This is a genomic window from Ancylobacter sp. (genome assembly GCF_965249975.1).
GTDB lineage: Bacteria > Pseudomonadota > Alphaproteobacteria > Rhizobiales > Xanthobacteraceae > Ancylobacter.
In genome coordinates this window covers 484,396-509,212 of the sequence record NZ_CBDFNE010000020.1, presented here as the reverse complement: position 1 = coordinate 509,212, position 24,817 = coordinate 484,396, and the positions used below count along the sequence as shown (strand labels likewise).

Genomic DNA, 24,817 nt, shown 5'->3' with positions numbered 1-24,817 from the left:
CGACGATCCGCGAGGCTACGATGGCGGGTTTAACCGGCCGTCACCGAAGCGTTGAAATCAATTCCGGTGTCGCTTCGTATCGCCGGCTTCGTGTCATTTCTTCGGCGCAAGCCCGGCGGAGAGCCGTGCGCGCAGCCGCGCCGCCAGCCCCGGCTTGTTGACCTGCCGCGCCCGGCCGATGGCCAGCGCGTCCGCCGGCACGTCATCGGTGATGACCGAGCCGGTACCGATATAGGCGCCGTCGCCGACGCTCACCGGCGCCACCAGCAGGCTGTTGGTGCCGACAAAGGCATTGGCGCCGATGGTGGTGCGGTGCTTGCGGAAGCCGTCATAATTGCAGGTGATGGTGCCCGCGCCGATATTGGTGTTCGCGCCGACGCTGGAATCACCGACATAGGAGAGGTGGTTCACTTTCGCGCCCGCCGCGAGGTCGGACGCCTTTATCTCCACGAAATTGCCGACATGTACCCCCTGCCCCAGTGCCGCGCCGGGACGCAGCCGGGCGAAGGGACCGACAATGGCGCCGGGGCCGACATGCGCGCCCTCCACATGGCTGAAGGCGCGGATCGTGGCGCCCTCCTCCACCCGCACGCCGGGGCCGAAGACCACATTCGGCTCCACGATCACGTCGCGGCCGAAGCGTGTATCGACCGAGAGGAACACGGTCTCGGGCGCCACCAGCGTCACCCCCGCTTCCAGCGCCCGCGCCCGCAGACGCCGCTGCAAAATGGATTCCGCCTCGGCGAGCTGGGCGCGGCTGTTGACGCCCGCCACTTCCTCCGCCGCCACCTCGCACACGGCAGTGGCGCGCCCCTGCGCGCGGGCGATGGCGACCACGTCGGTAAGGTAGAATTCGCGCTTGGCATTGGCGTCGTCGACACGGTCGAGCAGATCGAGCGCCACGCTTCCATCGAGCGCCATCAGGCCGGCATTGCACAGGCGAATCGCGCGCTCGGCCTCGCTCGCTTCCTTCTCTTCGCGAATGGCGAGGAGTTCGTCGCCTTCGGTGACGAGGCGGCCATAGCCGGTGGGGTCGGCGGGGCGGAAGCCGAGCACGGCGACCCCGGCGCCCTGCGCCAGCGGCGCCCGCAGCGCGGCGAGGGTTTCCGGCTGCACCAGCGGCGTGTCGCCATACATGACAACCACATCGTCGAAACCGTGCTCCAGCGCTGCCCGCGCCGCGAGCACGGCATGGGCCGTGCCGCGCCGCTCGGTCTGCACGAAGATCTCCGCCTCCGGCGCCACGCGGCGCACCTCAGTCGCCACCTTGTCGTGGTCGGGACCGATCACCACGGCGAGCCGCGCCGCGCCGGCGGCCAGCGCCGCGTCCAGCACATGCGCCACCATCGGCCGGCCGGCGACCGCGTGCAGAACCTTCGGCAGCGCCGAACGCATGCGCGTGCCCTCCCCGGCGGCGAGGACGATGACGAGAAGCTGGCGCATCGGCGGTCTCCAGAGCGGCACGCGGGACGCGGCCCGGGCAGGGCTTTCGCGGGAACGCGCTATCTAGCCCGACGCGAACGAAGCGAAAAGACCGCCCGGCGTTCTCGGCGCCTGTCGAGCCCGCGACGGCGGGCGGGGAAGCGTGTATCACCACGCGCCATGGACTCTCGCCCCGACACACGCCGCGATTCCCCACCCGCCGCGCCCGGCCTCGCGCACGACCCCTGGGCGATCGCGGCGCTGCTGGCGATGCCGCTGTTCTTTTCCACCAACCTCATCGTCGGCCGCGCGGTGGCGGAGCTGGTGCCGCCCTGGTCGCTGGCCTTCTGGCGCTGGCTGCTGGCGGTGGCGATACTCCTGCCGCTGACGGCGGGCGCGCTGCTGCGCCATCGCGAACTGCTGCGGCGGGAATGGTGGCGCGTGCTGCTGCTGGGCTTTTTCGGCATGGTGCTGTGCGGCGGCAATGTCTATGTCGCGCTCCGGCACACCACCGCCGCCAATGCAACGCTCATCTATACCACCGCCACGCTGATGATCGTGGTGCTGGACGCGCTGCTGAAGCGCCAGAGACTGCCGGCGATCCAGCTGATCGGCTCTCTGGCAGGATTCGCCGGCATCGCGTTGATCGCCGTGCATGGTGAGCTGGGCCGGTTGCTCGGGCTGCAGTTCAACAGCGGCGATCTCGGCATCTTCGTGGCGGCGGTCGCCTGGGCGATCTATTCGCTGATGCTGCGGCAGGGGCCGCTGAGCCAGCTCGGCGGACAGACCGCCTTCGCCGCCAATGCCATTGCCGGCACGCTGCTGCTGGCGCCACTGGCGCTGTGGGAAGCGGCGAGCGGGGCGGCGACGCCGTGGACGCTGGAAGCGTGGGGCTCGATCGCCTTTCTCGCCATCTTCCCGTCCGTGCTGGCTTTCGGTCTGTTCCAGTATGCGATCAAGGTGGCCGGCGCGCCGGTGACGGCGAACGTGCTCTATCTCATGCCGGTCTATGGCGTGCTGCTGGCGGTGCTGCTGCTGGGCGAGGAACTGCACCTCTACCACGCCGCCGGTTTCGTGCTGATTCTCGGCGGGGTAATCCTCGCCACCCGGCGGCGGGAACCCGCGCCGCGCCCGGCGGATTGATCGCCCGGCCGTGGCATGCGATGCAGCGGCCTGCCGACAAACGCCCGCCGCAGAAGGACCGACACCGTGGCCCATCGCAGCTTCCTGCCCAGCGCCCGCGCCGCCAATGTCATGATCGCGCTCGGCGCCTTTGCCCTCGGCTGGGCGATCTATGTCCGCTATGCGCTGCTGGAACAGTCCTCGGTCGGTCTTGCCTGCCGGACGCTGGAAACCCTGACCTGCGAGACGCGGGGGACGGTGATCGCCCTGTTCAGCCAGTCGGCCTTCGGCATCGCCGCGCTGATCGGCGCCATCCTCCAGCTGATCCGCCCCTCGCTTGTCATGTTCACCCTGGCGCTGATGGCGACCTGCGCCGGGCTGGTGGTCTACAACAACAACCTCGCCGGTCTTGCCGGCGGGCTGCTGCTCATATCCTTCGCCCGGCCGTGGCGAGGCGCCAGAGGGTAAGGGCCAGCACGACGAACAGGCTGCCGGTCCACAGCGCCTGCCAGTTCGCCAGCGTCTCGTTGAGCGGCACATAGAGGCCGGCGGCGAGGAACAGCCCGGCGGCGATCGCCTCCGCCTGCCGTCCCTCGGTGACGCGTCCCGGCCCGGCGACCACGGCGTAGAAGGCGAAGGCCGTGATGATCGGCGTCAGCCCGGCGAACTGGAAATCCTTGTAGCGCGGATCGAACACCAGCCCGAAGCCGATCTGCGCGGCGAGCACGATCGAGGCGGCGAGCACCAGCGCCAGGCAGCGGTCGAAGAAGGGCGCGCCGGGCGTCGCCTCGCTGTTGAGCGCCAACGTCAGGGTGATGAGGCGGGTGCGCCGCCCGACCGCGACCGCGCAGGCCGCCGGCACCAGCAGCGCCAGCCCAACGAGCGCCGCGCCGCGAATCCAGCCGCCGACGCCCAGACTCTCCGCAGGCACCGATGCCAGAAGCCGGCCGATCATCAGCCCGGCGAAGAAGGCGATGCCGGCCACCGCCGACCATTCCCGCGCGCCGAGCGGCCGCCCGCCCGCGCGCCGCCCGGCCCAGCCGGCGAGCGCGAACAGGACGCCGGCGAAGCCTACGCCAAGCGCCGCCTGCGCCATCCAATAGGGATGGTCGGAGACCGGCTCACCCCAGGTGAATTTGAATTCGCGCGTATAGGCGTCGAGGAAGCCCCAATGGCCGCCGACCGTGCCTTCAAGCACCCGCTTCCACGGCTGGTCGAAAGCTTCGATGACGTTGAGCCGGTAGTTCTTGGCCTTGGCCAGCGCCAGCAATTCCTGAATCACATTGGCCTGGTTGGACGGTGAGGGCAGCGCCCCCTCGCGCATGCGGCCCTCGCTCGGCCAGCCGGTCTCGCCGATGAGAATGTCCTTGCCGGCGAAGATCTCGCCGACATGCTCGCGGATCTCGCCGAGATGGGCGACGGAGTCCTCGGCCGGCACCGGCATGTCTTCCCAGAAGGGCAGGATGTGGACGGTGACGAAGTCCACCGAATCCGCGAGCGAGCGGTTGCGCTCCCAGAACTCCCAGACATCGGCATAGGTGACGGGGACTTCCGGCGGAATCTTTGCCTTCACCTCTTTCAGGAAGCCGGCAATGTCATTGGCCGATTGCTCGCCGCGCAGCAGAACCTCATTGCCGACGATGACCGCTTTGACGACATCCGGGTTCTCCTTCGCCGCCTTGATGCCGCCTTCGATCTCGGCGCGGTTGCGCACGGGATCGGCGGCGATCCAGATGCCCTGGAGCACGGCGAGGCCGTGCTTGCGGGCGAGCTCCGGCACGGCGGCAAGGCCAGCCTGGATCGAGGAATAGGTCCGCACGCACTGTGTGATCTTGGACAGGCGGGCCAGATCGTCGTCGATCTGCTCCGGGGAGAACGCCACATCCTCGGTGAACGGGCTCTGCCCGGGCCGGAACGGGGCATAGGAGACGCAGGGAAGCTTCTCGCTCGCCGCCATCGGGGCGAAGGGTGCCGGCACCGGCTGCCCGAGCCACGCCCAGACAGCGACAATCGCCGCGCAGACGAGGGCGGCGAGGGCAAGGGGCAGTCGCATGCGAGACATCTCCGCCAGGGACGCGCCGAGCGGGCTCGGTCGCGAGGGGCTTCGTCGAAGGGCGTGGGCACGGTGTTCAACGCTCGCCCACCCTGCCGGGTAACGGGGCTTTGCGGCCACGGCAAGAGCCGTGTGCAAAGCTATGAAATTTTGCGCTGCCTGCGGCGCTCGGCACCCGCCGTCATGCTGACAAATTCGATTGCTTCTCCTACTGTCTTCGCCGGTCCGGTGTTTCCTCTTTTGCGTGTGACGTTTCTCCCATGGTGTGCTCCGTACGTCCCTTCGCCGCCGCCCTGTTCGGTGGCCTGATCCTGATGTCTGCAGCGGCCGGCGGCGCGTGGGCGCAAAGCGCTCCCCCGGAGCAGAAGGCCGCCGAACAGAAGTCGCCGGAGGAACAGGCGAAGGAAGAGGCGCAGCGCCGCTCGGTGGAGGAATATGCCGAGGCGGCCAAGCTGCCGGGCAATGCCGGCCTGCCGGAATGCGTGTGGTCCGGGCGCCGGATCGCCATGCTGCTGTGGCGCGACGACATCGACACCGCCCGCCGGCATCTCGAACTCTATGAGCGCTTCGGCTGCCCGACCGAGCATCTGAAGATCGCGTTCCGCTGCCTCGTCCGTCAGGGCAATATCGACAGCAAGGCGCAGGAGCGCCTGTCCGAGCGCGTGCATGCCTGCTGGGTCAACCCCGACGCTCAGCCTGCCACCGCGACGCCGGCGCCTGCTGCACCTGCGCAATGAATCCGCGTCGCGGCCCCCGGCGCGTCATCGGCGCGTCATGCGGCCGCCATAGTGGGGAACCATTCTCCCACTGACGCATTCTCCGCTGCAGAGCGGCATTGTCGGCAGGCGTGACGCGCTTTGGCGCGCCGCGGCAAAGATCGTGCTGCACGTGCGTTGAAACTGTATTATAATCCACCTGTCAGCCTCCCCTTTATCGTGGGTTTGTCTCATGCGCCCCGCCATTCGTGTCGCTGCCGCAGTTGTTGCGGTTGTGACGTGCGTCCATGCCTTTGTCTGGCTGGCTCTGCGTCAGGAGGTTTCCGCTCCCGCCGCACCCGATCGCTTCCAAAGCATGTCGTTCGCGCCCTATGGCCGCGACGCCAACCCGGATAAGGGTGAGCCGACCACCGAGGCGCAGATCCGCGCCGATGTGGAGGCGGTGGCGCCCTATACGCGCGGCGTGCGTACCTATGCCTCGACCGGCAATCTCGACCTGGTGGCGAAGATCGCCGCCGAGAAGGGGCTGAAGACCACGGTCGGCGCCTGGCTGGACGAGGACGAGGCGCGCAACGAGCGCGAAATCACCAACGCCATCGAAGTCGCGAAGAAGAATTCCAACGTCGTCGGCATCGTGGTCGGCAACGAGTCGATCCTGCGCGCCGAGCGCACGCCCGAGCAGTTGATCGAAACGATCCGCCGCGTGAAGCGCGAGACCAATGTGCCGGTAACCACCGGCGAGACCTGGGACGTGTGGCTCGACCATCCCGAGCTGGTTTCCGCCGTCGACTACATCGCCGCTCACATGCTGCCCTATTGGGAAGGCGTGACGCCGGAGCAGGTAGTCGACCACACCATCGCCATCTATGACCGCCTGCGCGCCACTTATCCCGGCAAGCGCATCGTCATCGCCGAGTTCGGCTGGCCCAGCCAGGGCTATAACCGCGACAGCGCCATCCCTGGCGAGGTCGAACAGGCGCAGATCATCCGCACCTTCGCCGCCCGCGCCGACGCGCTCGGCATCGAGTACAACCTCATCGAGGCGTTCGACGCGCCGTGGAAGAGCTTCGAGGGCAGCGTCGGCCAGTACTGGGGCATTCTCGACGCCAACCGCGTCGCCAAGTTCCCGATGGCTGGCCCGATCACCCCCTCGACCTACAACGCCACCGCCGCCATCGCCCTGCTGCTCGGCATCGCCTTCTCGCTGCCGGTGTTCCGCTTCGCCCGCCTCACCCTGCCGCAGGCGCTGGTCATGGTCGGCGCGGCGAACCTTGCCGGCGCCTGGGTGGCGACCGTCACCGATCACTGGCTGACGCATTATGTCGTCGGCGGCAACATGGTAACCATGGTCGTCAGCCTCGTGCTGCTGGTGCCGCTCGTCATCGTCATGCTCTACCGGGTGGAGGAACTCTCCACCATCGCCTTCGGCCGCACCCCGCGCCGGCTGCTGCGCAAGGAGAACGCGTCCGCGCCCTCGCGCACGCCCAAGGTATCGATCCACATCCCGGCCTATAAGGAGCCGCCGGAGATGCTGAAGCAGACGCTCGACAGCGTCGCCCGGCTGAACTGGCCGAACTTCGAATGCCTGGTCATCATCAACAACACGCCGGACCCGGCCTTCTGGGAACCGATCGAGGCCCATTGCCGCGAGCTCGGTGAGCGCTTCAAGTTCATCAACCTGCCCAAAGTCGCGGGCTTCAAGGCCGGCGCGCTGCGCGAGGCCATGCTGCAGACCGCGCCGGACGCCGAGATCATCGGCATCATCGACGCCGACTATGTCGTCGATCCGAACTGGCTGATGCACCTCGTGCCGACCTTCGAGGACCCGACCGTCGGCATCGTCCAGGCGCCGCAGGACCACCGCGACGCCGATCGCAGCCTGCTGCACGAGGCGATGAACAGCGAATATGCCGGCTTCTTCGACATCGGCATGGTCCAGCGCAACGAGCATGACGCCATCGTCGTTCATGGCACCATGTGCCTGATGCGCCGCGCCGCCATGGTTGAGGCCGGCGACTGGTCGAGCGACACGATCTGCGAGGACACCGATCTCGGCCTCGCCATCGTCGAGCGCGGCTGGAAGAGCCATTACACCAATGAGCGCTATGGCTGGGGCCTGCTGCCGGACGACTTCGCCTCGTTCAAGAAGCAGCGCCACCGCTGGGCCTATGGCGGCATGCAGATCATCAAGAAGCACTGGCGCCGCATGCTGCCCAATGCCGGCACCCGTCTGACCCCGGCGCAGCGCCGCGAGTTCAGCATCGGCTGGATGAGCTGGCTCGGCTCGGAAAGCGTTGGCGCGCTGGTGGCGATCCTGTCGCTGCTCTGGGTTCCCTTCGTGCTCGGGCTCGGCATCGCCGTGCCGCAGCGCATTCTCACCATCCCGATCGTGTTCTGCTTCGGCATCTATCTGCTGCACTTCATCGCGCTCTACCGCCTGCGCGTCGCCACGACGCCGGTGCGCATGATCGGCGCGGCGTTTGCGGCGATGGCGGTGCAGTTCACCGTGGCCAAGGCGGTCTATGACAGCTTCCGCTACAAGGATCTCGCCTTCGCCCGCACCGCCAAGGGCTCGTGGCTGGCCGACGCCGCCCGCGCCTTCCCGGCGCTGCCGGAAGCGATCATCGGCGCCGGGCTGATGCTCGCCGCCATCGGCCTGCGGCTGACCAACTGGCACGCCGTGGTGGAAGTCGATCTGTTCGCCTTGGCGCTGGCGATCCAGAGCCTGCCCTTCCTGGCGGCCGCCGGCATTGGCTGGCTGGAAGGTTCGACGCTCAACTCCTTCGCCACCTGGCGCGCCCTGCGCGGCCGCGCGATGGCGCTGCTGCCGGGCCGTGCGGCCCAGCCGCAGGCGCTGCCGGAGGAGATCGGCTGATACCGCTGGAGGGCTCCGCCCTCCTCGCGTCGTGAATAAAGAAAGCCCCGGAAGCGATTCCGGGGCTTTTGCTTTTCGTCTGAGGAACCGAGGGTTCAGGCTGCCGCTTCGAACACCAGCGTCGCCCCCAGCGCCGCCTTCGGGCCGACCACAACCACGCCTTCAATATCCTCCACCGACATGCGCGAGGACGACACCCGCCGGCGCAGCCGGTCCATATCCGCGACCCCGAAGCGCAGGGCGGCGAGGCGCAGCCCCGGGCCGGACGGCGCCGGCACCCCGAAGCGCTGGGTGAACAGCGCGTCGCTCATCACGTCGATATCACCGCGCGGGGTCTTGAGAATGTACCAGCCCTCGACGGCCCGCCGCGCATCCATGCCGGCGAAATCCGCGAGAAAGCCGGTATGGGTCGCCGGATCGGCGGCAGTCATCACCACCCCCACCACGCCCTGCGCGCCATTCATGTGCCGCTGCAGATCCACGGACCAGAAATTTTCCGGGAAGAGCTGCTGGCAGGTGAAGAAGCCGGCATGCGGCGAAGCCGGATCGCGTGCATAGGCAAGGTTGAAGGCGACCTTGACGCCCACGCCGTCGAGCCGCTTGCCCTCGCGCTCGAAGCTGAACAGGTCGATGCCGCCGATCCCGGCCGTGTCGAATTCCAACTTGTCGATGGCGGCGTCACGCCCTTCCAGCACCAGCATGGAGAGGCCGGGGCCGACCTCGGCGAGAAAATCGCGGTTGAAGGCGCCGAAGGAAAAGCGCGTCACGTCCTGCGGCGGGATCTTCTCGGCGTCGGCAATCTCAAGCAATTCGACGAAGAAACCCGGCAGCTGCACGATGCGGTTGTCGGTGCCCCAGGGATGGCGGTTGCGGGTGCCGACCGTGAAGCCGAGCATGTCGTAGAGTTCGCCCGCCGCCTCGAGGTCGCGGACGACATGGACGACGTGATCAAGACCGCGCTCCACCAGCACCTTCTCCCCTGCTTGCCCGGCACATGCCGCCCCGAGCGAGAATCCCGGCCGCCATCAGAGCACGCCAACGGCTGGTGAACCAGCCTCGACTATCGGCGAGGGGGCGAGCCTGGGAAGGGTGACGGGCCCGGACAGGGATCAGCCGCATGCCGCGCGCCTGTCCGGACCGGCGCGGCGCGGCGCGCCCCTTGGCAGGGCGCGCCGAATGCGGGCGACGATACGCCCGCCAGCGCTCAGAACAGCCGGCTCTGCACCGCCGCCGCGCCGATGAAGGAGGCGAAGAGCGGGTGCGGTTCGAAGGGGCGCGACTTCAGTTCGGGATGGAACTGAACGCCGACGAACCAGGGGTGATCGGGATACTCGATGATCTCCGGCAGCAGCCCGTCCGGCGAGAGGCCGGAGAACAGCATGCCGCAGGCTTCCAGCCGCTCGCGATAGGCCATGTTGACCTCGTAGCGGTGGCGATGGCGCTCGAAGATCGAGGTGTCGCCATAAATCTCCGCCACCCGGCTGCCTTCAGCCAGCGCGGCGGGATAGGCGCCGAGCCGCATGGTGCCGCCGAGGTCGCTGCCAATGCCGCGCTTTTCCAGCTCATTGCCACGCAGCCATTCGGTGAGCAGGCCGACCACCGGCTCCTCCGTGGGGCCGAATTCGGTCGAATTGGCCTTCTCCACCCCAACCAGGTTCCGCGTCGCCTCGATCACCGCCATCTGCATGCCGAAGCAGATGCCGAGATAGGGCACGCGCCGCTCGCGGGCGAACTGGGCCGCACGGATCTTGCCCTCGGCGCCGCGCTGGCCGAAGCCGCCCGGCACGAGAATGCCATGGACGTGCTCAAGGAAGGGTGCGGGGTCCTCGCGCTCGAAAATCTCGCTCTCGATCCAGTCGAGATTGACGCGCATATTGTTGGCGAGCCCGCCATGGGTCAGCGCTTCGATGAGGGACTTATAGGCGTCCTTCATCCCCGTGTACTTGCCGACAATGGCTATGGTGACCGAGCCTTCCGGGTTGCGGATGCCGGCTTCCACCTTCTTCCAGCGCGTCAGATCCGGTTCGGGCGCCGGCTCGATGCCGAAGGCCGCCAGCACTTCCGTGTCGAGCCCGGCCTCGTGATAAGCCGAGGGCACGGCATAGATGCTGTCGGCATCGCGCGCCTCGATCACCGCGCTTTCGCGCACATTGCAGAACAGGCCGAGCTTGCGGCGCTCCTCGCGCGGGATCTCGCGGTCGGTGCGGCAGAGCAGGATGTCCGGCGCGATGCCGATGGATCGCAGCTCCTTCACCGAATGCTGCGTCGGCTTGGTCTTCAGTTCGCCGGCGGACGGGATGAAGGGCAGCAAAGTGAGGTGGATATAGATGCAGTGCCGGCGCGGCAGTTCGTTGCCGATCTGGCGGATCGCCTCCAGGAACGGCATCGCCTCGATGTCGCCGACCGTGCCGCCGATCTCTACCAGCACGAAGTCGTAGCCCTCATTGCCCGAAAGCACGAAGTCCTTGATGGCGTTGGTGACGTGCGGAATCACCTGGATGGTGGCGCCGAGATAGTCGCCGCGCCGCTCCTTGGTGAGGATGTCCTGATAGATGCGCCCGGTGGTGATGTTGTCCTGCTTGGTCGCGGGACGGCCGGTGAAACGCTCATAATGGCCGAGATCGAGATCGGTCTCGGCGCCGTCATCGGTGACGAAGACTTCGCCGTGCTGATACGGGCTCATCGTGCCCGGATCGACGTTGAGATAGGGGTCGAGCTTGCGCAGCCGGGTCTTGTACCCACGGGCCTGCAACAATGCACCGAGTGCGGCGGAGGCGAGGCCCTTGCCAAGCGAGGACACGACGCCGCCGGTGATGAAGATGTAGCGCGCCATGGGTTTTGGTTTCTACCGGCAAAAACGCGATTCGACGAGGGCCCGCCTTGCCGAACGGGCGCCCGCCTGTGGCTAAACCGAGGGCCGCGCCGACGCTTGTCGACGCGGCGCCGTTATCACTGCGACTGCGGAGCCTGCGGCGCGGCGGGAGCGGCCGGCGGCGCGGGCTGGGCGGCGTTGAGCTGGTCCAGCACGGAGCCGCCGGGAGCGGGAGCCGAGGGCGCACCGGGAACGGCGGCCGGGGCGTTGAAAATCGTCGTCGGACCGCGACCCCAGCCGGCGAGAATGGTGAGCGACAGGCTGGTGACGAAGAACAGCCCCGCCAGAATCGCCGTTGCGCGGGTCAGCACATTCGCCGTCCCACGGGCGCTGAAGAAGCCGCCGCCACCGCCTCCCCCGCCGCCAATGCCGAGCCCGCCCCCTTCGGAACGCTGAATCAGCACCACGCCGATCAGGGCCAGCACGACCATGAGATGGATGACGATGAGTACGGTTTGCATCTGACGCCTTCAAAATGCTCATGCAGCGGCACGCGAGCCCAATCCTGAACTCGCCCGCCGCACGTGTTGGGCGCGTTCCTACACGATTGCGCCCGGCGTTTCCAGCCGCCCGACCACAGGGATTGTTGGCGGGCGGCTGGAAGTCGCCGCCTTACAGATAGGCGCGCGCAATGGCGAGAAAAGACTCCGCCTTCAGGCTGGCGCCACCGACCAGCGCGCCGTCGACATCCGGCACGGCGAGAATCTCGCGCGCGTTCTCCGGCTTCACGGAGCCGCCATAAAGCAGGCGGAAACCCTCTCCCTCGGCGCCGAAGCGCGCGGTGAGCGCCTCGCGCAGCGCGGCGTGCATCTCGGCGATGTCGTCATTGGTGGGGGTGAGGCCGGTCCCGATCGCCCAGACCGGCTCATAGGCCACGACCAGATCGGCGGCGGTGGCACCGTCGGGGATCGAGCCTTCCAGCTGGCCACGCACCACATCGAGCGCCTGCCCGGCCTCACGCTCCTCGCGCGTCTCGCCGACGCAGACGATGGCGATGAGGCCCGCGCGGCGCGCCGCCTCGGCCTTGGCACGCACCTGGCCATTGCTCTCGCGATGGTCCTGACGCCGCTCGGAGTGACCGACGATGACGGCGCGCGCCCCGGCATCGGCCAGCATCTCGGCGGCGATGTCCCCGGTATGGGCGCCGAAGGGCTTGGCGTGGCAGTCCTGTCCGCCGACGCCGACAGCGCCTGCCGCAGCCGCGAACGCGGTGAGCAGTGTCGCCGGCGGGCAGACCAGCAGGTCGGCCTTGGCCGCCAGCCCGGCGTCATAGCCTTCGACGATGGCAGCAAACTCGGCGAGCGAGCCCTTGAGGCCGTTCATCTTCCAATTGCCGGCGACCAGCGGACGACGCATCTTCATACCGTTCCAAGCTCCTGCACTCTGAAAGCTCCGCGCCCCGCCTCTTAACAGAGCAAGGTCGCCTGTGCAGCGGCTTTCGTCGCGGGAAGCGCGCAGAAGTGCCGTTGCGGCGACGGGGACGCCTCCCTATTATGCGCGCCTTTCGCGCCCCGGGCCGTCGCCCGCACGACGCCAGACGAGAATCATATGCTTGAGACCCTGCGTAAGAGCGCTTCCGGAATTGTCGCCAAGATCCTGATGGGTCTCCTCATCCTCAGCTTCGCGGTCTGGGGCATCGCCGACGTGTTCCGCGGCTTCGGAAGCCAGACGCTGGCGACCATCGGCGACACCGAAATCACGGTGCCGGAGTTCCGGCAGCTGTATCAGGAGCGGCTGCAGCAGATCAGCCAGCAGCTCAAGCGCGGCATCACGCCCGATCAGGCGCGGGCCTTTGGCATTCCCGACCAGCTGCTGAACGAGCAGCTGGCCGAGGCGGCGCTCAACGATCAGGCGAAGGCGCTCGGCCTCGCCCTGTCGGATGAGGAGATCGCGCGGCGGGTGCAGTCGAACCCGGCCTTCCATGGCCCGAGCGGCAGTTTCGATCCCGCCTATTTCAACCAGCTCCTGCGCTCCAACGGCTTCACCGAGGCGCGCTTCGTCGCCGCCGAGCGGGCGCTGGCGCTGCGCCAGCAGCTGATCCAGTCGCTGGGCGGCGGCATTGAAGTGCCGGCCGTGCTCAAGGGCGCGCTTGCCCGCTACGAGGGCGAGGAGCGCTCGGTCAATTACGCGATGCTGACGCCGGCCTCGCTCGCCGCCCCGGCCGATCCGTCGGACGAGGAGCTGCGCAAATTCTTCGACGAACGCAAGGTCGCCTTCCGCGCGCCGGAATATCGCAAGATCGGCGTGCTGGCGCTCACCCCCGAAGCGCTGGCGGCCAGCGAAACGGTCTCCGACGCCGAGGTCAAGGCCGCCTACGACGCCAATCTCTCCACCTATGGCACGCCGGAAAAGCGCGTCGTGCAGCAGCTCGTCTTCCCCAATGAGGACGAAGCCAAGGCCGCCGCCGACCGCATCAAGGCCGGCACGGCCTTTGCCGACATCGTCGCCGAGCGCAAGCTGAGCGCCAAGGATGTCGATCTCGGCGAGGTCTCCCGCGCCGACATCATCGACCGCCAGGTGGCCGACGCCGCTTTCTCCCTGCCCGCCAACGGCACCAGCGATGTCGTCGCCGGCCGCTTCGGCCCGGTCATCGTCCATATCGGCGCCATCACCCCCGGCAGCGTGCAGCCGCTGGCGGAAGTCGCGCCGGCGATCAAGGCGGCGCTGCAGGTCAATGCCGCCCGCCGGGCCATGCTCGCGACCTATGACAAGATCGAGGACGAGCGTGCCGGCGGCGCGCAACTCGCCGAGATCGCCGGCAAGTTCGGGCTTACCCTGCAGAATTTCGACACCAGCGTTCAGGGCCAGACCCCGGACGGCAGCGCGATTGCCTCCTTCCCCGCACGCTCGGACGTGCTGCGCGGCGCCTTCGCCACCGCGGTCGGCGAGGAGAACGAACCCGTCCAGCTGCCGCAGAATGGCGGCTATGTCTGGTACCAGGTCGATGAGATCACCCCGCCGCGCGACCGCAGCTTCGAGGAGGCGCGCGCACAGGTGCTGGAGCGCTGGAAGCAGGACCAGGCCGCGCAGGCCCTCGACAAGAAGGTCGAGGAGATCAAGGCCAAGATCGCCGGCGGCACCCCCTTCGACCAGGCCGTGACCGAGGCCGGGCTCGAACTGCGCGCCGCCAACGGCCTGCGCCGTGGCCGCACCGCCGACGGCGTGCCGCAGGACATCATGGCCGCCGTGTTCGAGACGCCCGAGGGTGGCGTCGGCAGCGCGCTCGCCGAGGGCGGCGACAGCCGGCTGCTGTTCCAGGTACTGCGCGCCGTCGTGCCGGCGGCCACTGCCGCCACCGACGAGAAGCTGCTGTCCGACCTGCGGACGAGCATGGAGAACGACCTGATGACGGAGTATCTGGTCGAGCTGCAGACCCGGCTCGGCGCCCGCATCAACCGTGCCGCGCTCGACCAGATCGTCGGCACCGACGCGGTGAACTGAGGCGGAACGCGGGTCATGAGCCTCACTCCCGAAGCGGCGGATTTCGCCGCCGCCTATCAGCGCGGCGAGGCGCAGGTGGTCACCACCACGCTCATCGCCGATCTCGAAACACCGGTCTCGGCTTTCCTCAAGATCGCCGGCGAGCGGCCGAACAGCTTCCTGCTCGAATCGGTCGAGGGCGGCGCCACGCGCGGGCGCTATTCGATGATCGGTATCGAGCCCGATGTGATCTGGCGCTGCCATGGCGACAAGGCGGAGATCAACCGCCGCGCCGCCAGCGACGCCGACGCCTTCGAGCCCTGCCCGGACAAGCCGCTGGTCTCGCTGCGCCGGCTGGTGGAGGAATCGCGCATTCATCTGCCCGAAGGCGCCCCGCCCATGGCGGCGGGCGTGTTCGGCTATCTCGGCTACGACATGGTGCGGCAGATGGAGCGGCTTCCCGCGCCCAAGCCCGATGTCATCGACGTGCCGGATTCGATCTTCATCCGCCCCACCGTCATGGTGGTGTTCGACGCGGTGCGCGACGAAATTACCGTCGTCACCCCCGTGCGCCCGACGCAGGACGTAACCGCCACCGCCGCCTATGAAGCAGCGCGCGAGCGGCTGGAGAAGGTGGTCGCCGCCCTCGACAGCGCGCTGCCCAACCTGCCCTCGGAAGACGCGTTCCACGAGGCGGTGGAGCCGCAGTCCAACACCGAGCCAGCGGCCTATCGTGACATGGTCGAGCGGGCGAAGGAATACATCCGCGCCGGCGACATCTTCCAGGTAGTGCTCTCCCAGCGCTTCGAGGCGCCCTTCGCGCTGCCGCCCTTCTCGCTCTACCGGGCACTGCGGCGGATCAACCCGGCGCCGTTCCTCGTCTATTTCAACTTCGGCGGCTTCTCGCTGGTCTGTTCCAGCCCGGAAATCCTGGTGCGTCTGCGCAACGACACCGTCACCATCCGCCCGATCGCCGGCACCCGCCGGCGCGGCGCCACACCGCATGAGGACAAGGCGCTGGGGGAGGAACTCCTCGCCGACCCGAAGGAGCGGGCCGAACATCTGATGCTGCTCGATCTCGGCCGCAACGATGTCGGCCGCGTGGCGAAGATCGGTACGGTCGAAGTCACCGACAGCTTCTTCATCGAGCGCTACAGCCAGGTCATGCACATCGTCTCCAATGTCGAAGGCGCGCTCGACCCGCGCCGCGATGCGCTGGACGCGCTGGCCGCCGGCTTCCCCGCCGGCACGGTGTCCGGCGCGCCGAAGGTGCGGGCGATGGAAATCATCGACGAGCTGGAGCGCGACAAGCGCGGCATTTATGCCGGCGCCATCGGTTATTTCGGCGCCGATGGCGAGATGGACACCTGCATCGTGCTGCGCACCGCCGTGGTGAAGGACGGGCGGATGTATGTGCAGGCGGGCGCCGGCATCGTCTATGATTCCGTGCCGGAGAGCGAATTGCAGGAATGCGTCAACAAGGCCAAGGCGCTGTTCCGCGCCGGCGAGGAAGCCGTGCGCTTCGCCGCCCGGGCCGGCAGGGGGCAGTAAGGCCATGAGCAGGGATCCGCGCCACGAGCGATGGCGGGGCTGGCGATAGACACCATCGCCCGGCGGCGCGGCTTGACCCCGCGCCGGAACAGCCCCTAGACCTTCTCACAGCCAGCATCAGGCCGGCGGATGGACGCACGATGATCCTGCTCATCGACAATTACGACAGCTTCACCTGGAACCTCGTCCACTACATTGGCGGGCTCGGCGCCGAGGTGGAGGTGCGCCGCAACGACACGCTCACCGTCGACGAGGCGATGGCGCTGAAGCCGGAGGCGATCGTCATCTCGCCCGGCCCGGCGACCCCCAACGAGGCCGGCATTTCCTGCGCGCTGATCGAGCGCGCGGCGAAGGAAGGCGTGCCGGTGTTCGGCGTCTGCCTCGGCCACCAGGCCATCGGGCAGGTGTTCGGCGGCGACGTGGTGCGCGCGCCGCAGCCGATCCATGGCAAGCTGTCGGAAATCCACCACCGCAATGACGGCGTGTTTCATGGCATCAACGGCCCGTTGAAGGCGACGCGCTACCACTCGCTGGTGGTGAAGCGCGACACGCTGCCCGACACGCTGGCGGTGACGGCCGAGACCGATGACGGTCTCATCATGGGCCTGTCGCACACCACGCTGCCCGTTCACGGGGTGCAGTTTCACCCGGAAAGCATCGCCTCCGAGCACGGCCGCACCATTCTCAAGAATTTCCTCGATCTCGCGCGCGCGTGGAATGCCGGCCCCGGCCGGGAGCGGGCGGCGTGAGCGCGGCACAACAGGCGGGGACGCAGAGCCAGATGGACAATCTCAAGCCCATTATCGGCAAGCTGGCGACCGGCACCACGCTGACGCGCGCGGAAGCCGCCGCCGCCTTCGACGTGATGATGTCGGGCGAGGCGACGCCCTCCCAGATCGGCGCCATCCTCATGGCGCTGCGGGTGCGTGGCGAGGCGATCGAGGAGATCGCCGGCGCCGTCACCACCATGCGCTCCAAGATGCTGCGGGTGGACGCGCCGGCGGAGGCGGTGGACGTGGTCGGCACCGGGGGCGATGCCTCCGGCTCCTACAACATTTCCACCTGCGCCTCCTTCATCGTCGCCGGCGCCGGCGTGCCGGTGGCCAAGCACGGCAACCGCGCGCTGTCCTCCAAATCCGGCGCGGCGGATGTGCTGATGGCGCTCGGCGTGAAGATCGACCTGACGCCGCAGCAGATCGCCACCTGCATTCGCGAGGCCGGCATCGGCTTCATGTTCGCCCCGGCCCATCACCCGGCGATGAAGCATGTTGGCCCGACGCGGGTGGAAATGGGCACGCGCACCATTTTCAACCTCATCGGCCCGCTGTCGAATCCCGCCGGCGTGACTCGTCAGATGGTCGGCGTGTTCGCCCGCACCTGGGTCGAGCCGCTCGCCGAAGTGCTGCGCACGCTGGGGTCGGCCCATGCCTGGGTGGTGCATGGCTCCGACGGGCTCGACGAGATCACCACGACAGGCCCGACCCAGGTGGCCGAGCTGAAGGATGGCACCATCCGCAGCTTCGAGATCACGCCGGAACAATTCGGCCTCGCCCGCGCGACGCCGGAGGCGCTGAAGGGCGGCGATGGCGCCGCCAATGCGCTGGCGCTGCGCGCCGTGCTGGCGGGCGAGCCGAGCGCCTATGCTGACGTCTCGCTGCTCAATGCCGCCGCCGCGCTGGTCGTCGCCGGCAAGGCGGACGACCTCGGTGCCGGGCTGGAGCTGGCCCGCGCCAGCCTCACGGGCGGCCATGCCGCCGCGGCGCTCGACCGCCTGATCGCCACCTCGGCGCTGGCGGCGGCGGAATAGGAGGGCGCCATGGCCGACATTCTGGAAAAGATCGGCGCCTATAAGCGCGAGGAGATCGCCACCGCCAAGCGCGAGCGGCCGCTTGCGCAGGTGCGCGCGAGCGCCGAGGCGCAGCCGCCGGCGCGCGGCTTCCTGCGGGCGATCGAGGGGAAGATCGCCGAAGGCCGCACCGCGCTGATCGCGGAGATCAAGAAGGCCAGCCCGTCCAAGGGACTGATTCGCGCCGATTTCGACCCGCCCGCGCTGGCGAAGGCCTATGAGGCCGGCGGCGCGGCGTGTTTGTCCGTGCTCACCGACGGCCCCTCCTTCCAGGGCGCCCCGGAATTCCTCGTCGCCGCTCGCGCCGCCTGCGCTCTGCCGGCTTTGCGCAAGGATTTCCTCTACGACACCTATCAGGTGTTCGAGGCGCGCAGCTGGGGCGCGGACTGCATCCTCGTCATCATGGCCTCGGTCGACGACGCACTGGCGCTCGACCTCGTCGAGACCGCCCACGGCCTCGGCATGGACGCGCTGGTCGAGGTGCATGACGACGCCGAACTCGACCGCGCCTTGAGGCTGCCGGCGAAGCTGGTCGGCATCAACAACCGCAACCTGCGCACCTTCGACGTGACGCTGGAAACCTCCGAGCGCCTCGCCCCGCGCATCCCGGCGGACCGGGTGATCGTCGGCGAGAGCGGCATCTTCACGCCCGACGACATCGCCCGGCTGGCGCAGGTGAACATCGGCACCATCCTTGTCGGTGAAAGCCTGATGCGGCAGGCGGATGTGGCGGCGGCGACGCGCGCCCTTCTCGCCCCCGCCCTGCCCGCGCGCGCGGCCGGCTAAGCGATGAGCGACACGCCCCGCCTCACCCATCTCGACGCCGCCGGCGCCGCGCACATGGTCGATGTCGCCGACAAGGCGGTAACCGACCGCGTGGCGGTGGCGGAGGGTCAGGTGACAATGCAGGCGGAGACGCTCGACCTCATCCTCTCCGGCAACGCCAAGAAGGGCGATGTGATCGGCACGGCGCGGCTCGCCGGCATCATGGCGGCCAAGCGCACCCATGAGTTGATCCCACTCTGCCACGCGCTGCTGCTGTCCAAGGTTGCGGTGGAGATCGAGCCTGCCCCCGCTTTGCCCGGCCTCATCATCCGCGCCACCGTGCGCACCGCGGGCCAGACTGGCGTTGAGATGGAAGCGCTCACCGCCGTCACCGTGGCCGGCCTCACCATCTACGACATGGCCAAGGCGGTGGACAGGGGCATGCGGATCGAGAATGTCCGCCTGCTGGAAAAGGCCGGCGGGCGTTCCGGCCATTGGAAAGCCGATTAAGGAGAGAACCATGGCATTGATGCCGGTCGAGGAGGCGCTGTCCCTCCTTCTCTCCACCGCCGCGCCGCTCGGCGCCGAAACCGTGCCGCTGGAGGCCGTCGCCGGCCGGGTGCTGGCCGCGCCGGTGATCGCCCGCCGTACCACGCCGGGCGCCGACGTTTCCGCCATGGATGGCTACGCGTTGCGGGCACAAGATGCCGCCGACAGCGGAGCAACGCTCACCGTCATCGGCGAATCCGCCGCCGGCCGGCCCTTTGCCGGCGCGGTGCTGCCCGGCACCACGGTCCGCATCTTCACCGGCGCCGTGCTGCCGCAGGACGCCGATGCCATCGTCATTCAGGAAGACACGCGCCGCGCGGGCGATGTCGTCACGGTCACGGAAGCGGCGACGCCCGGCCGCCACATCCGTCGCGCCGGCGGCGACTTTGCCTCTGGTGAGACGCTGCTGCCCGCCGGCCACCGCCTGCGCGCGCGCGACCTCGCTCTTGTCGCCGGAGGCGATGTCGACGTTGTATCCGTGGTGCGCCGCCCGCGTGTTGCGCTGCTGTCCACCGGCGACGAGCTGGTGCGGCCGGGCGCAGGCGCGGGGGCGCATCAGGTGATCGTCTCCAACATCTACTCCGTCGCCGCCCTCGCCCGTGGCGCCGGAGCGGAGGTGGTCGATCTCGGCATTCTGCCCGACACGATGGCGGCGACGCAGCACGGCGTGCGGGCGGCGCTCGACGGCGGCTTCGACGTGCTGGTGACGACGGGCGGCGCCTCGGTGGGCGACCATGACCTCATCGCCCCCGCGCTCACCGCGCAGGGGGTCGACCTCGCCGTGCACAAGATCGCGCTGCGGCCGGGCAAGCCGCTGATGTTCGGCCGTTCCGGCGCGACGCGCACGCAGGTTCTGGGGTTACCGGGCAACCCGGTTTCCGCCCATGTCTGCGCGCTGCTGTTCCTCGTGCCGCTCATCAAGGCGCTGCAGGGACTGGCCGTGCCGGCCCATCCCGCGCTGGAGCCGGCCCGGCTGGCCGGGGACGTGAAGGCGAACGAGCAGCGCATGGATTTCCAGCGCGCCGAGATCGTCGGCCACGCGGAGGGCGTGCCGCTGGTGCGGCCGCTGTCGGTGCAGGACAGCTCCATGCTGCGCAACCTCGCCCGCGCCGATGTGCTGCTCGTCCGCCGCCCACACGCGCCGGCGGCTCTGGCCGGGGAACCGTGCGAGATTCTGCGGCTGGAGGATTGACGCCGCCCCGCCGCGCCTGTGTTCTCAACGCTTGGCTGGCGAATGGGGGGCTGCGCATGGACATCGATCTTCCCGAGGTGGTGGCCGAAGTCCGCGCCGCCTTCGAGCGCTATGAGCGGGCGCTTGTGACCAATGATGTCGCCGAACTCGACGCTCTGTTCTGGGACGATGCCCGCACCCTGCGCTATGGCGGGGGCGAGAATCTCTATGGCATCGCGGCGATCCGCGCCTTCCGGGCCGCCCGCTCGCCGGCCGGGCTGGAACGGACGCTCGACGGCACGGTGATCACCACCTATGGCCGCGACATGGCGGTGGCCTCCACCCTGTTCCGGCGGGAGACCGCGCCGGGGCGGGTCGGCCGGCAGATGCAGACCTGGATGCGCACGCCGGAGGGGTGGAAAGTGGTGGCTGCCCATGTCAGCGTGATCGACGACCCTCTCTGAGCCCTTGGTGAAGCCCGGCGTGGCGGGTACACATGCGATGGCCGCCCGGCATTCGGGCGTGCCTGTCGGTCGTGTGTTCGCTCATGTCGGTGCTGCCTGTCCGCCTGCCGCTCAATCGGCCCGCCTCCCCCTCCCGACCGGCGCCGGGCCGGCCGGGGCGCACGACGCGCGCAGAGGAGCTGCGCATGCAGCTTGCCGACGAGATCACCCGCGGCACGCTGCCGCCCGGCTCGGCGCTCGATGAAACCGCGCTCGCCGCCCGCTTCGGCGTATCGCGCACCCCGGTGCGCGAGGCGCTGCGTGAACTCGTCGCCTCCGGCCTCGTCGAGGCGCGCCCGCATCGCGGCGCCGTGGTGGCGCGCCCCAGCGTCGCGCGGCTGCAGAACATGTTCGAGGTGATGGCCGAACTGGAAGCGCTGTGCGCCGGCCTGTGCGCGCTCAAGATGGCGCCACCCGAGCGCCGCCAACTCGAACAGTTGCACGCCGAAATGGGCGAACTCATGCGGCTGGGGGATTTCGCCGCCTATCGCGAGGCCAATGAACTGTTCCACACCTCGGTCTATGCCGGCAGCCACAACGATTATCTGATCGAACTGACGCTCGGGACACGACGGCGCCTGTCTCCGTTCCGCCGCGCGCAGTTCCGCGCGCTCGGCCGCCTCGCGCTCTCGCATGCCGAACACGACCGGGTGACCACCGCCGTTCTGCGCGGCGACCGCGACGGTGCGGCAAGCGCCATGCGCGATCATATCGCCATCGTCCACGACGCCTATGAGCAATACGCCCAGACGCTGTGACGACGCGACGGGAAGCGCCGACGCGCCCCAATAGAGGTGCCGGAGGTATTTAGCCTCTCTTTACCCATTGTGGAACACAATAAGAACAGCTAGTCTTTGTTCGTGATTTGTTTCGTTCCGGGGCCGTCCGGCAGACGGGGTTGTCTTGATGCTCACCCGCAAACAGCATGAGCTGCTTCTGTTCATCAATGAACGCCTCCAAAAGGACGGCGTGCCCCCCTCCTTCGAGGAGATGAAGGAGGCGTTGGACCTGCGGTCGAAGTCCGGCATCCACCGGCTGATCACGGCGCTGGAGGAGCGCGGCTTCATCCGTCGCCTGCCAAACCGGGCGCGAGCGCTGGAGGTGGTCCGCCTGCCGGAAGACGCGCAGCCGCCGAAGCCCGCCCGCCCCTTCTCGCCCAATGTGATCGAGGGAAATCTCGGCAAGGTGCGGCCACCCTCCGACGACGATTCGGAGCGGCGCGTGGTGCCGATCCCGGTCATGGGCCGCATCGCCGCCGGCACGCCGATCTCCGCCATCCAGTCGCGCGACCACACCATCAGCATGCCGCCGGAAATGCTGTCGGGCGGGGAGCATTTCGCGCTGGAGGTGCGCGGTGATTCGATGATCGAGGCCGGCATTCTCGACGGCGACCTCGCGCTGATCCGCAAATGCGACGCCGCCAGCACCGGCGAGATCGTCGTCGCGCTGATCGACGACGAGGAAGCGACTCTCAAGCGTCTGCGCCGCAAGGGCGCCTCGGTGGCGCTGGAAGCCGCCAACCCCGCCTATGAGACGCGGATTTTCGGCCCTGACCGGGTTCGCATCCAGGGCAAGCTTGTGGGGCTTTTCCGGCGCTACTGAGCGTCGTCGGCGGCCGGTGGTCCGTCATCTGCGGCAAAGTCCGCCGGCTTGGTGGCGTCGGTCGCAGCGCCCATCTCCGGCGGATCGGCCGATGGCCGCGCCGGCGTCCGGTGCCGCGGCGCTGTGGCTGTTTCAGGGCTCGCGGGAGACGGCGGCGACGCGGCTTTCGGCTCCCACGGCCGTGTGCCCGGTGCGGCACGGGCAAAGGCGAGGGTGAGGCCACCATCCGGCCGCAGCGTGCCCGAGACGCCGCCGACAGAAGTTCTGGGGTCGCGGTAGATCACGGTCGCCGCGCAGTTCAGCGGCGGCGCGAAGGGCGTCACCAGCACGGCGGCGAGGCGGCAATCATCCTCCAGCGAATCCCGGTCGCGCGACAGGGCCACCAATCGCCCATCCGGCAGAGCGAGGGTACAGCCGAGCGTGTCGCAGGCGGCAGCGGCCGTGAGGTCCTTTGCGCCGAAGCGTGACCGCGCGCCATCCGCGCTCAGCCATTGCTCCACGGCGAAGCGCCCGCTCACGCCGCTGTCACGATCGCCCATCACGGCGAGTGCGCCGTCCCTCCCCCGCACCGCGACCGTTCGCGCCTCCGTATCGACATAGAGGTCGGGACGCGGCGCCATCGCGGCGATGGCGAGACCTGAGGCGGCCAGCGCCGGCGCCAGCAGCACCAGACGGGTGCGGGCGAGGCACAGCACGGCCAGCCCGAGGCTGATCAGCACCAGGCTCGCCACCGGCATCGCCGGCACGCCGCGATCCGCGCCGGGCATCGCAGCGACCAGGTCGGAAATGTCGCGCATGCGGGCGAGGCCCCAGCCCATCAGCCGCCACGCCGGATCGTCCCAGCCGAACGGGATCAAAACCGCCCCGGCGAGGCCGGCCGGCATGACGATGAACGACACCACAGGCGCAGCGCCGAGATTGGCCAGCAGGCTGAGCGGTGCCAGTCGCTGGAAGTGATAGGCGGCATAAGGCGCCGTCGCCAGCCCTGCCGCCAGCGAGGCCAGCACCAGCCCCGCGACATGGCGTGCCGGCACGCCCATCCACCGGCCCGTCCGCGCGGGGACGGCGGTGAGGAGATGGCCAAAGCGCTGATAGGCGGCGACCAGCCCCAGCGTGGCGGCGAACGACATCTGCGCACCGGGATCGAGCACCGCCCGGGGCGAGAGCGCCAGCAGGGCCAATGCTGCCAGCGCCAACGTCCGCACGGTCAGCGCCGGCCGCCCGAGCACGATTCCGGCGAGCACCAGCAGCGTCATCACATAGGCGCGCTGCGTCGGCACCTCGGCGCCGGACAGCAAAAGGTAAAAGCTCGCCGAGGCCATGGCCGGCAGCGCTGCCCAGGCCTTGATCGGCCGGTAAAGCGCGAATTCCGGCACCAGCGCCAGCAACGCCCGGGCGAGGAAGAATACCGAGCTCGCCACCAGCGCCATATGCAGGCCGGAGATCGACAGCACATGCGACAGGCCGGAAATGCGCATGCTTTCCTCGATCGACTCCGGCACCGTGTCGCGCAGCCCGGTCACCAGCGCCACCGCCACGCCCCCTTCTTCCCCCGGCAGCGCCGCATGGATGCGCGCGGCGATGGCGCGGCGGGTGCCGTCGAGCCAGGTGGTGAGCGCCAGCCCCGGCGGCGGCGGGCCGAGGGCCGGCGTCAGTTGCGGCCGTCCGAGCGCGTAGCCCGTGGCGCCGATGCCATCGAGCCAGATCGCCCGGCCGAAATCGAAGCCGCCGGGATAGGACGGCCCCGGCGGCGGGGCGAGCGTCGCCCGCAACGTCACATGACTGCCCACGGCGGGCGGCTCCCGCCCCGCCAGCGTCACCCGCACCCGCGTCGGCGGATCGGTGCGCGGGCGCTCCAGGCGGGTGACGGCGAGGGTGATCCGGCTGCCGCGCGGGCGAAGTTCCGCCGCTTCGACATAGCCGCTCACCTCGACCGCGTTGAGCGTCGTCGACAATACCGGATGCGCCACCAGCTGCACCTGCAACGCCGCAACCGCGAAGCCGGCGGCGACCACAGCGAGCATGGCGAAGAGATGAAAGGCGAAGGGTCGGGCGCGTGCCAGCACCGCAAGGCCGAGAAAGCCCAGGGCCGGCACCCAGCCGGCATAGGGCAGAGGCTCATGCGGGGCGCTGAAATAGAGCGCCGCGCCAGCGGCAAATCCGAGGGGAAGAAAAAGAAAGCCGCGCCGGTCCTCGAGCTCGCGCGCCAGCGCTGCGGCTAGCGCCTGCCAGAGGCCCGCGAGGGAGAGCTCGGGCAACCAGCCCGCCGCCGGCTGCCCGCGCGCCCCCGCCGCGCCGAGCACCGCTGCACGGCCCCGCGCGCGCGGCCCGTCTCGCGGTTCCCGTTCCG

The 24,817-nt window shown here is 69.0% G+C and carries 21 protein-coding genes; 14 read left to right on the top strand and 7 right to left on the bottom strand.

Annotated features, from left to right (window positions below; all coding sequences use genetic code 11):
* Window positions 1-93 precede the first annotated feature (93 nt).
* Window positions 94-1,443 (bottom strand): bifunctional UDP-N-acetylglucosamine diphosphorylase/glucosamine-1-phosphate N-acetyltransferase GlmU, encoded by a 1,350-nt coding sequence (gene glmU, locus ACP2AH_RS20350; RefSeq protein ID WP_425107459.1) that lies wholly within the window; start codon window positions 1,441-1,443, stop codon window positions 94-96.
* Between the two features lie 159 nt (window positions 1,444-1,602).
* Here glmU and ACP2AH_RS20345 point away from each other — a divergent pair, with 159 nt between their 5' ends.
* Window positions 1,603-2,565 carry a DMT family transporter gene (locus tag ACP2AH_RS20345; RefSeq protein ID WP_425107458.1) on the top strand — a complete coding sequence of 321 codons (963 nt, stop codon included), beginning with the start codon at window positions 1,603-1,605 and terminating at the stop codon, window positions 2,563-2,565.
* A gap of 66 nt (window positions 2,566-2,631) precedes the next feature.
* Window positions 2,632-3,012, top strand: coding sequence for a hypothetical protein (locus tag ACP2AH_RS20340; RefSeq protein WP_425107457.1), 381 nt, complete (start codon window positions 2,632-2,634; stop codon window positions 3,010-3,012).
* Here ACP2AH_RS20340 and ACP2AH_RS20335 read toward each other — a convergent pair.
* The gene (locus tag ACP2AH_RS20335; RefSeq protein ID WP_425107456.1) at window positions 2,972-4,597 is read right to left on the bottom strand and encodes a beta-1,6-glucan synthase; all 1,626 of its coding nucleotides are present in this window, start codon (window positions 4,595-4,597) and stop codon (window positions 2,972-2,974) included. The two genes, ACP2AH_RS20340 and ACP2AH_RS20335, sit on opposite strands and share 41 nt — an antisense overlap.
* A 260-nt stretch (window positions 4,598-4,857) precedes the next feature.
* Here ACP2AH_RS20335 and ACP2AH_RS20330 point away from each other — a divergent pair, with 260 nt between their 5' ends.
* Together ACP2AH_RS20330 and ACP2AH_RS20325 are read left to right on the top strand one after the other, a co-directional pair.
* Window positions 4,858-5,334: a hypothetical protein gene (locus tag ACP2AH_RS20330; protein ID WP_425107455.1), complete on the top strand. Its 477-nt coding sequence runs from the start codon at window positions 4,858-4,860 to the stop codon at window positions 5,332-5,334.
* Window positions 5,335-5,668: 334 nt separating this feature from the next.
* Window positions 5,669-8,188, top strand: a complete 2,520-nt coding sequence (locus tag ACP2AH_RS20325; protein WP_425107454.1) for a glycosyltransferase — start codon at window positions 5,669-5,671, stop codon at window positions 8,186-8,188.
* A gap of 95 nt (window positions 8,189-8,283) precedes the next feature.
* On the opposite strand, the gene ACP2AH_RS20320 is transcribed toward ACP2AH_RS20325, so the two are convergent.
* The 4 genes from ACP2AH_RS20320 to tpiA form a co-directional block, all read right to left on the bottom strand.
* Entirely contained in the window at window positions 8,284-9,153 is an 870-nt protein-coding gene (locus ACP2AH_RS20320) for a VOC family protein (protein WP_425107453.1), read from the bottom strand.
* Between the two features lie 239 nt (window positions 9,154-9,392).
* Window positions 9,393-11,021 carry a CTP synthase gene (locus ACP2AH_RS20315; protein ID WP_244376433.1) on the bottom strand — a complete coding sequence of 543 codons (1,629 nt, stop codon included), beginning with the start codon at window positions 11,019-11,021 and terminating at the stop codon, window positions 9,393-9,395.
* 116 nt (window positions 11,022-11,137) lie between these two features.
* Window positions 11,138-11,521: a preprotein translocase subunit SecG gene (secG, locus tag ACP2AH_RS20310; RefSeq protein ID WP_421700731.1), complete on the bottom strand. Its 384-nt coding sequence runs from the start codon at window positions 11,519-11,521 to the stop codon at window positions 11,138-11,140.
* Between the two features lie 151 nt (window positions 11,522-11,672).
* Window positions 11,673-12,422 (bottom strand): triose-phosphate isomerase, encoded by a 750-nt coding sequence (gene tpiA, locus ACP2AH_RS20305; RefSeq protein WP_425107452.1) that lies wholly within the window; start codon window positions 12,420-12,422, stop codon window positions 11,673-11,675.
* A 186-nt stretch (window positions 12,423-12,608) separates the two neighbouring features.
* Here tpiA and ACP2AH_RS20300 point away from each other — a divergent pair, with 186 nt between their 5' ends.
* The 10 genes from ACP2AH_RS20300 to lexA all read left to right on the top strand — a co-directional run bounded on the left by ACP2AH_RS20300 (window position 12,609) and on the right by lexA (window position 22,467).
* Window positions 12,609-14,501, top strand: a complete 1,893-nt coding sequence (locus tag ACP2AH_RS20300) for a SurA N-terminal domain-containing protein (RefSeq protein WP_425107451.1) — start codon at window positions 12,609-12,611, stop codon at window positions 14,499-14,501.
* A 15-nt stretch (window positions 14,502-14,516) separates the two neighbouring features.
* Complete coding sequence (trpE, locus tag ACP2AH_RS20295) at window positions 14,517-16,031, top strand: anthranilate synthase component I (RefSeq protein WP_425107450.1); 1,515 nt, start codon at window positions 14,517-14,519, stop codon at window positions 16,029-16,031.
* A gap of 140 nt (window positions 16,032-16,171) precedes the next feature.
* Window positions 16,172-16,780, top strand: a complete 609-nt coding sequence (locus tag ACP2AH_RS20290) for an anthranilate synthase component II (RefSeq protein WP_425107449.1) — start codon at window positions 16,172-16,174, stop codon at window positions 16,778-16,780.
* 32 nt (window positions 16,781-16,812) lie between these two features.
* Window positions 16,813-17,838 carry an anthranilate phosphoribosyltransferase gene (gene trpD / locus ACP2AH_RS20285; RefSeq protein ID WP_425107508.1) on the top strand — a complete coding sequence of 342 codons (1,026 nt, stop codon included), beginning with the start codon at window positions 16,813-16,815 and terminating at the stop codon, window positions 17,836-17,838.
* 9 nt (window positions 17,839-17,847) lie between these two features.
* A complete protein-coding gene (trpC, locus tag ACP2AH_RS20280; RefSeq protein WP_425107448.1) occupies window positions 17,848-18,663 on the top strand; it encodes an indole-3-glycerol phosphate synthase TrpC in 816 nt (271 codons plus the stop codon).
* A gap of 3 nt (window positions 18,664-18,666) precedes the next feature.
* Complete coding sequence (moaC, locus tag ACP2AH_RS20275) at window positions 18,667-19,152, top strand: cyclic pyranopterin monophosphate synthase MoaC (RefSeq protein ID WP_425107447.1); 486 nt, start codon at window positions 18,667-18,669, stop codon at window positions 19,150-19,152.
* Window positions 19,153-19,162: 10 nt separating this feature from the next.
* Complete coding sequence (glp, locus tag ACP2AH_RS20270; RefSeq protein ID WP_425107446.1) at window positions 19,163-20,383, top strand: gephyrin-like molybdotransferase Glp; 1,221 nt, start codon at window positions 19,163-19,165, stop codon at window positions 20,381-20,383.
* Between the two features lie 56 nt (window positions 20,384-20,439).
* Window positions 20,440-20,826 carry an oxalurate catabolism protein HpxZ gene (gene hpxZ / locus ACP2AH_RS20265; RefSeq protein WP_425107445.1) on the top strand — a complete coding sequence of 129 codons (387 nt, stop codon included), beginning with the start codon at window positions 20,440-20,442 and terminating at the stop codon, window positions 20,824-20,826.
* An 83-nt stretch (window positions 20,827-20,909) separates the two neighbouring features.
* The gene (locus tag ACP2AH_RS20260) at window positions 20,910-21,623 is read left to right on the top strand and encodes a GntR family transcriptional regulator (RefSeq protein WP_425107444.1); all 714 of its coding nucleotides are present in this window, start codon (window positions 20,910-20,912) and stop codon (window positions 21,621-21,623) included.
* A 148-nt stretch (window positions 21,624-21,771) separates the two neighbouring features.
* Window positions 21,772-22,467: a transcriptional repressor LexA gene (lexA, locus tag ACP2AH_RS20255; protein ID WP_244376422.1), complete on the top strand. Its 696-nt coding sequence runs from the start codon at window positions 21,772-21,774 to the stop codon at window positions 22,465-22,467.
* Here lexA and ACP2AH_RS20250 read toward each other — a convergent pair.
* A complete protein-coding gene (locus tag ACP2AH_RS20250) occupies window positions 22,461-24,725 on the bottom strand; it encodes a ComEC/Rec2 family competence protein (protein ID WP_425107443.1) in 2,265 nt (754 codons plus the stop codon). The two genes, lexA and ACP2AH_RS20250, sit on opposite strands and share 7 nt — an antisense overlap.
* Window positions 24,726-24,817 lie beyond the last annotated feature (92 nt).

Bases quoted from the DNA above. Each gene is read 5' to 3' on its own strand.
- glmU (WP_425107459.1), bottom strand. From the start codon at position 1,443: ATGCGCCAGCTTCTCGTCATCGTCCTCGCCGCCGGGGAGGGCACGCGC.
- ACP2AH_RS20345 (WP_425107458.1), top strand. From the start codon at position 1,603: ATGGACTCTCGCCCCGACACACGCCGCGATTCCCCACCCGCCGCGCCC.
- ACP2AH_RS20335 (WP_425107456.1), bottom strand. From the start codon at position 4,597: ATGCGACTGCCCCTTGCCCTCGCCGCCCTCGTCTGCGCGGCGATTGTC.
- ACP2AH_RS20330 (WP_425107455.1), top strand. From the start codon at position 4,858: ATGGTGTGCTCCGTACGTCCCTTCGCCGCCGCCCTGTTCGGTGGCCTG.
- ACP2AH_RS20325 (WP_425107454.1), top strand. From the start codon at position 5,669: ATGTCGTTCGCGCCCTATGGCCGCGACGCCAACCCGGATAAGGGTGAG.
- ACP2AH_RS20315 (WP_244376433.1), bottom strand. From the start codon at position 11,021: ATGGCGCGCTACATCTTCATCACCGGCGGCGTCGTGTCCTCGCTTGGC.
- secG (WP_421700731.1), bottom strand. From the start codon at position 11,521: ATGCAAACCGTACTCATCGTCATCCATCTCATGGTCGTGCTGGCCCTG.
- tpiA (WP_425107452.1), bottom strand. From the start codon at position 12,422: ATGAAGATGCGTCGTCCGCTGGTCGCCGGCAATTGGAAGATGAACGGC.
- ACP2AH_RS20300 (WP_425107451.1), top strand. From the start codon at position 12,609: ATGCTTGAGACCCTGCGTAAGAGCGCTTCCGGAATTGTCGCCAAGATC.
- trpE (WP_425107450.1), top strand. From the start codon at position 14,517: ATGAGCCTCACTCCCGAAGCGGCGGATTTCGCCGCCGCCTATCAGCGC.
- ACP2AH_RS20290 (WP_425107449.1), top strand. From the start codon at position 16,172: ATGATCCTGCTCATCGACAATTACGACAGCTTCACCTGGAACCTCGTC.
- trpD (WP_425107508.1), top strand. From the start codon at position 16,813: ATGGACAATCTCAAGCCCATTATCGGCAAGCTGGCGACCGGCACCACG.
- trpC (WP_425107448.1), top strand. From the start codon at position 17,848: ATGGCCGACATTCTGGAAAAGATCGGCGCCTATAAGCGCGAGGAGATC.
- moaC (WP_425107447.1), top strand. From the start codon at position 18,667: ATGAGCGACACGCCCCGCCTCACCCATCTCGACGCCGCCGGCGCCGCG.
- glp (WP_425107446.1), top strand. From the start codon at position 19,163: ATGGCATTGATGCCGGTCGAGGAGGCGCTGTCCCTCCTTCTCTCCACC.
- hpxZ (WP_425107445.1), top strand. From the start codon at position 20,440: ATGGACATCGATCTTCCCGAGGTGGTGGCCGAAGTCCGCGCCGCCTTC.
- ACP2AH_RS20260 (WP_425107444.1), top strand. From the start codon at position 20,910: ATGTCGGTGCTGCCTGTCCGCCTGCCGCTCAATCGGCCCGCCTCCCCC.
- lexA (WP_244376422.1), top strand. From the start codon at position 21,772: ATGCTCACCCGCAAACAGCATGAGCTGCTTCTGTTCATCAATGAACGC.